Annotated in this window: 5 protein-coding genes; all 5 read left to right on the top strand. The window is 52.9% G+C overall.

All coding sequences use genetic code 11. The features are described 5' to 3' along the window. Positions 1-115 precede the first annotated feature (115 nt). The 5 genes from PHV74_13965 to PHV74_13945 all read left to right on the top strand — a co-directional run bounded on the left by PHV74_13965 (position 116) and on the right by PHV74_13945 (position 6,940). Positions 116-1,084, top strand: a complete 969-nt coding sequence (locus PHV74_13965) for an ABC transporter substrate-binding protein (GenBank protein MDD5095462.1) — start codon at positions 116-118, stop codon at positions 1,082-1,084. Positions 1,085-1,153: 69 nt separating this feature from the next. Further along, positions 1,154-2,287 (top strand): 2-hydroxyacyl-CoA dehydratase family protein, encoded by a 1,134-nt coding sequence (locus PHV74_13960; GenBank protein ID MDD5095461.1) that lies wholly within the window; start codon positions 1,154-1,156, stop codon positions 2,285-2,287. Between the two features lie 4 nt (positions 2,288-2,291). Continuing rightward, positions 2,292-3,626, top strand: a complete 1,335-nt coding sequence (locus tag PHV74_13955; protein ID MDD5095460.1) for a 2-hydroxyacyl-CoA dehydratase family protein — start codon at positions 2,292-2,294, stop codon at positions 3,624-3,626. Positions 3,627-3,724: 98 nt separating this feature from the next. After that, entirely contained in the window at positions 3,725-6,103 is a 2,379-nt protein-coding gene (locus PHV74_13950) for an MMPL family transporter (GenBank protein MDD5095459.1), read from the top strand. A gap of 180 nt (positions 6,104-6,283) precedes the next feature. Beyond that, positions 6,284-6,940 carry an MBL fold metallo-hydrolase gene (locus PHV74_13945; GenBank protein ID MDD5095458.1) on the top strand — a complete coding sequence of 219 codons (657 nt, stop codon included), beginning with the start codon at positions 6,284-6,286 and terminating at the stop codon, positions 6,938-6,940. Positions 6,941-7,083: the final 143 nt, after the last annotated feature.

Genomic DNA, 7,083 nt, shown 5'->3' with positions numbered 1-7,083 from the left:
ACGAGGTTTACTCTTCTACCGCCTGATGGAGCAGGCAATAGCTTGTGCCCCCGTGCCGCGTCAAATGATCGTAGGAGGCCATCCACAACATATGGTATATGGTTGAGTAAAGTGCATACCCACTTTCGTTAAATATGACAACAAAGGCCAGGTTTCAGAGGCGGCTGCTGCCGCAAGGAAAGCGTTGCTCGATGGGGTCACAGTGGTTACCCTGGGAGGGGCAAGTTCGAATGTGTTTGGCTTTGCTGTTGCCGATGTCACGGATGCGGAGAAGGTTCTATATTCAACATTCCTCAATGCTCCAGAGCTGTTCTCTGACTATCACTGGGTCGTTTGCTCTTTCTATGATGTCAAAGCAAGGGCCAAGATGACTGCCGAACTGCTGGTCAACAAACTCAAGGCCAAGACCATCAGCATTCTTTGCCTCGAGACAGAGACGGATCGCAAAGTAATGGCCATTATCAAAGAGGAGATCAAGGCCCTCGATCCGGAAGTTGACTTTGTCAGTGAGGACTATACCTCAGCGGGACTGAATGATTTCTCATCCTTATTGACGAAGATCAGATATAAGAACCCGGATGCAGTTGTCTCGCTCCTTGTTGAGAGCAACTACATCAATATTTCCAAGCAGATACTGGAGGTGGGTGGATGGGGCGACATTCAGTTCGTCGGCAACAGTGAAGCGGCTAACTTCAAAGGAATTGATCAGTCCCCCGGTGCCAAAGGCTGGTACGTACCGGCCGTGTATTTAAACGGACAGGGGAGCCCGGCCCAAATAGAATTTGGAGAGATGTGGGCGAAAAAGTGCGCGGAGGATTCAGCGTGGTGCAAGAGATATTCCCCTACCGGCCCGGCGCCTCTGCCAAACTATGCCCCTATATATAATCCGCTACTGACTGCCATTAAGGCCGTGGAGAAGGCCGGAACCGATGATCGTGGCAAGGTGGCCGAGGCTGCGTTGGGGCTCGAATATGACTCCGTTCTAGGGCCTTTGAAGATTGGCTTGGATGGGAAGAGCAGCATATCCGGTTACTTTATTCAGTGGTTGGACGGAAAGCCGGTACCCATTGAACTGGGCAAATGAACGGCGCGAGCCGGATAGAAATGGACGAACAGAGGAGGAGCAAAATATGAAGAGGATTTGGTTAGAGAGATGAGTGCTCTAGATGAACTGACTGAACTGGCCGATAGTCTGGAAAACAAGGCGGTCAAGGACTGGAAAGCCCAGGGTAAGAAGGTGGCGGGATTCTTCTGCTCATACGTGCCTGAGGAAATCCTGTGGGCGGCTGGCATCCTTCCTTACCGGGTGGCCGCACCGGGATGCACCGCAACCACCTCGGCAGACGTGTACATGACCCATCTGAATTGCAGTTTCGCGCGTTCCTGCCTGGAATATGCCTTTGAGGGAAAATACGATTTCCTCGATGGGCTGGTGTTCACCAACAGTTGCGATGACATCCGTCGTATGAGCGATATTTTGAGAACGGTACGGCCCAACCAGTTACCCTTGATAGGATTTCTGGATGTTCCCAAGAAAGTGGATGATGCCGCTATTGCCTGGTACAAAGACCAGATCATTGAATTCAGACAGAAGGTCGAAAAGGCCTTCGGGGTGGAAATCACCGACGCCAAGCTGAGAAAAGCCATCGAGGTTTACAACGAGACGAGAAGCTTGCTCAAGAGACTCTATAAACTCCGCCAAGCGGAAAGTCCGCCCATTACCGGCGCGGAAACGCTAAAGGTGTTGGCGGCGGCGACCACTATGCCAAAGGATCAATTCAACACCTTGCTCAAGAAACTGCTGAAGGAGTTGAAAGGGCGTAAGGGAATATCTGACTACCGGGCGAGGTTGATGATATCCGGCAGCGGGGGATGCGACGATCCGAATTATTTCGAACTGATGGAGCAACTGGGCGGCCTGGTGGTGACTGACACTATCTGTTTCGGGTCTCGATATTTTTGGAAGCCAGTGGAGGTTATCGAGGACGACCTGATCCTGGGTCTGGCCAAATCCTATCTGGATCGCCCGTCCTGCGCCCGAATGATGGACCGGATCGACGAGCGGATCGATTTCATGAAGGCTATGGTGAAGGACTTCAAAGTGGATGGGATTATTTTCCAGACGCTGTTCAACTGTCAACTCTGGGGCGGGCAGCAACTGTCCATCGGCGTTGACATTAAGAAAGCCGGCATACCGATCCTGGAATTGGATCGCGAATACGCTTTGACCGGCACCGGTCAACTCAAGACCAGGGTTCAGGCATTCCTAGAAACGATGGAGAGGTAAGAAAATGGAAGAGAAAAACAGAATGCTCGAAATCCTGTCAACCGTTTTTGGAGTGGTCGCCAGTGACGAGTCCAGGTCCCCGGAGATGCGGCAGGGCATGGGGTTGCTCTCGGATGTTTACCGGCGTGGCCAGGAGGCCGGCGATAGTGGCGATCCGGTAGCCTGGATCAGTTTCGGCGTTCCTCCGGAGATATTCCTGGCAATGGATATCGTGCCTCTTTGCGACGTCATCTTTGGCGCGATAGGCAGCCTGCCGGGGGTGCTGGACAGGTACATCGATCTGGCCAACGGGTATGTACCGGAATACACTTGCTCCACCAACAGGCTTCCGCTGGGGTTGGCCCTCTCCGGCGACGTGCCCCTTCCTACAGTGTGGGTAGCCCAAAATACCCCCTGCGACTCCATATTGGGGGTGACTTTTTCTGCGGCCAGGTACCTTGGCATACCCAGCTATGGCATTCACGTTCCGTATATTAACAGCGAGACAGGTTACAAATACACCGCACAGGACCTCAAGCGGCTGGTGGCATGGCTGGAGAAACAAACGGGACGAAAAATGGATTTCGATAAGCTTCATCAGGTAATGGAGAATTCCAACAAAGCGCACGCCTTGATCCTCAAGCTGCGGGACCTGGGAGCCAGAGTTCCCTCACCCTTCACCCGCTCTGAAGCCGGGGCGCTCTATCCGCTGGCCACCCAGATCACCGGCACGTCGGAATTCGTGGATTATCTGGAGATGTGCTACCAACGGGCACAGGATCGGGTGGCAGGAAAGCTGCCTTATGTGGTGGATGATGAGAAATTGCGCATCGTCTGGATCTATGCCATGCCGGGATACAATCCTGAGTTGATCGCCGACTACATGCGTGATGAATATGGCGCTGTAAGTCTCACATACATGCTCCAGAATGTGGTTGTGGAGCCATATCCGGATATCTCGGATTACGACAAGATAATGCTGGGGCTGGCCAAAAAGCTGTGCAATATGCCCATGGACCGGGAATGCCGGGGTCCTTGGGAAGGCTGGGGCGACTCCTCGATCAGCATCGTGCGGGACTATAAGGCAGATGGCGCCATATTTGCGGGTCACGTCGCTTGTAAGTCCAACTGGTCTGCTGCCAAGCTGGTCAAAGATCGGATTATGGAAGAGCTGAGGGTTCCCACGCTAAACATCGAGCTGGACTTCATCGATGGGAGAGTGACACCGGGGGTAGAGATTCAGCCTAAACTGGATGATTTCATTGAGGTGGTTAAGCGGTGCAAGAGGGAACGGCGGGTGAATTTAATGGAGGAAGAGTTTTTCGCCCAGAAAGGTCTCTCCGATCCGAATAAGAAGTGATTCCATCCAAGTCTTAGGAGGTGAAAGGATTGTAGAACCAGCCAAGATCGAATGAGAAACAGAATTTCCGCAGGCTCTTGCAAATAAAAGGGGGTAGAATGATAGCAAAGATTCTGTTAGGCGTCTGGGGCCTTATTCAAAACAGACTCAAATGGGTCTTTCTCCTTGGAATCATAGCATTGATCGGCCTGGGACTGGGAGCCAGATACGTGGATGTGTCCAACAACTATGGGGACTATATGCCCAGTTACACCCAAGAGTTCAAGGACATCTATAAACTGGATAAGAATTTCAGCAACGATCAACTCATCGTGCTGGTTGAACCCAAAAGCGGGGATACTCAAGCCGGCATGAATGAGATCCTGAGCAATCAGAACATGGCCGCGATGCGGTATTTTGATCGCTACTTCTATGAGGCTGATGGGAAAACGCCAAAGAAGGACGTGCAGTTCGTTATCACACCGGCGTTCACCGTTGACCTGTTGAGAGGCAATGCCGATCCCACTGCCAAAGACGACGACTCGACGGTGTTGGTAGCGGGCGTGGAAACGAGTATAAATGCTACATGGTTGCTCGATCCCAAAACAGGAGAGCTGACCCGGCAGGGTAAAGGCGTCTTCTTCAATAAGGGCGCCGGCCGTATCGCATTTGGTCTCAAAGGAGGCCTGGACAATAAGGTCAAGGGAGACTATATCGACGAAGCGAAAGCTGTTCTGAAAGAGGCCGGCTTCGATAGTAATGTCAAAACGACGGTAACCGGTTCTCCCTTTGTACTGTACTATCAGGAAACCCACGTTCCTCAGACAATCGCCAAGATTATGATGATCGCCATTGCCATCATGATAGTCATCCTGGCGCTGATGTTCAGGACTCGCGGGTTCTTCGTCTGGCGGTGGTTATCGCTGGGCCTGGTTCTTGTTGGTGTGCTTTACACCATGGGGATCATGGGGTGGCTTGACTGGAATATTACTGTGGTTTCCATGGGGGTGTTCCCCATCTTGCTCGGATTGGGCGTGGACTATTCCATCCAGTTCCACAATCGTTTTGACGAAGAGCATCGGAAAGGGATAACGGCAGACCAGGCGGTGAGGAATACCCTGGAACACATCGGTCCTCCCTTGGTCATCGCCATGCTGGCGGCCTGCGGCGGTTTTGCCGCGGTATTCTTTGCCAAGACCCCCATGGTGGAAGGCTTTGGTAAGATGCTCATTGTGGGCGTCGGCGTATGTCTGGTGGTTGCGACACTGTTCCTGCTCCCTATCCTCTACCTGAAGGAACGGAAGAACGATGCCACCAACAAGCCCGAGACGAAAGGAGATTCGCGGATCGATAAGGCAGCGACGTGGATTGCTCACAAATCGGTCCAATTGGTCATCCCGCTTTTGATTATCGCCATAGGGTTCTCAGCTTACGGTTGGATCAAAGAGTCCGACCTGAAGGGGAACGTCGGATATAAGAACTACGTTTCACAGAAGGTCCAACCGATGAAGGACCTCGCCAGGCTAACCGATTACGCCGGAGGGGTCAGTCCTCTAGATTTGTTGGTGGACGCTCCTGAGGGCAAGACTGTCCTTGAACCCGAGGTCCTGCAATGGATGTCTATCCAGTCGAAAGCATGGTTGGCAGATACGAATCCAACAACGCTTCCCGGGCATTACTCGGGTACGTATTCCAACCTGGCAAGCTTCTATGAGGGGGCTTTTAACATGTTGCCTCCCAACCCAACTGTGGGCGAAACGTTGCTGGGGTTGATGCCGGAGAGGTTCTCGCTCAACTATGTCTCGCCGGATCGCACACAGGCTCACCTCTCGTTCGGCTCTACTTCGCCCGAGGTCGAGGCTAAGCGAATCTTCACCGCGGACATCAAAAAGTACTTCTCAACTCCACCCGAGGGATACACGGTCACCTATACGGGCAATGGTGTGCTCAATCCCAGGCTGGCGCAGGATCTGGAAGACAGCCGCGGCAAGTTGACCTACATCGGAATAGGCTTCATCATCGCGATGCTGCTCCTCTTTTTCAAGTTCAGAATCCTGAGAGTTATCACCGCTGCCCTGCCAATTGCCCTGATCCTTGGATGGTCATCAGCAGTGATGTATGCTAAGGGTCTGACGGTGACCACACTCGGGGCGCTGCTGCCGGCGCAACTCATGGGAATCGGCGTGGAATTCACCATCCTGCTGTTGATGCGTTACTATGAGGAGCGGGATAAAGGTGGTCTTCCCATAGATTGCATGACCACCGCCATCAGCCGGATCGGGCGTGCCATCGTTGTCTCAGGGTTGATGGTGATGATCGGCTTCGGGACTTTGTGGTTCGCATTCACCTATCCCTTCCTGAGCCAGTTCGGGTGGATCACGATCATCGATATGGCTCTGGTGCTGGTGAGCACGCTGGTTCTGCTCCCCGGGATAGTTGTAACATTCGATAACTGGAATGACAAACGCAAGAAGGTCGCCGAACCAGCCAAAAAATAGTTGGTTTGATGACATAGCTGACATGCAGGTCCGAAAGTGCCACCCAGACACTCGGCGGGCCTGAAGAGTTGGCTTTGTCGCCCCTTTTTTCTGCACCGGGGACTGCCTCTGCCGAGGGGAGCAGTCCCCGGTGTGCTGACGGGAGTTTTTCTGACCTGGAAAGGAGATCGGAGGCTATCGATGGCGAAAATGATCTACAGAACTCTGGAGATCATGCCTTTTGGAACAAACTGCTATCTTGTGGCATCAGAGCAAACCCGGGATGCTATGGTCATCGACCCGGCCAGTGACGGGGCAAGGATCATGAAGAATATCGATGAGCTGGGCTTTCGGGTAGGCCTTGTTGTAGTTACACACGCACATCCGGATCACTATGGAGCGGCCAGGCCGATCGTGGAATCCACCGGAGCCAGCTTCGCCATCCATAGTGCTGACGTCGAACTACTCCAGATATATGACTACAGCCGCCAATTTACAATCGATGACCCCGGTTCCCAAGCGCCGCCGGCGCCCGATCGAATACTCACAGACAACGATTCTCTGGTCATCGGAGATTTAACATTTCGCGTATTGCACGTCCCCGGCCACAGCGCAGGCGGCATCTGCATTGAAGGGCATGGAGTTGTATTCAGCGGGGATACGCTGTTCAATATGGGCATCGCTCGCACTGATTTCCCCGGCGGAGATCATAGTCTGCTGATTTCCGGCATACGCAGCAGGCTGCTGGTTCTGCCTGATCAGACAGTGGTTTTGCCCGGACACGGTCCCAAAACCACAATCGGCCGGGAGAAAAGGGGGAATCCCTTCCTCAGGCGAATTGATGGAGCCGTTCCCTGAAATACACTAAAGAATACATGGCGTTCCTGCAAAAAGGTAGCGCCTTGGTATTGAAGCTGATATTGGGATGCGATAGACTCAAGTTGAGGCTATTCGACTTGAGGTGAAGGGATGTTCAGAGAGAACCACAGGCATAAGCAGAC

The organism is Dehalococcoidia bacterium (genome assembly GCA_028711995.1).
Taxonomy (GTDB): Bacteria; Chloroflexota; Dehalococcoidia; order SZUA-161; family SpSt-899; genus JAQTRE01.
Note: the sequence above shows the minus strand (reverse complement) of the source record. Positions and strands in the feature narration are given on the sequence as shown.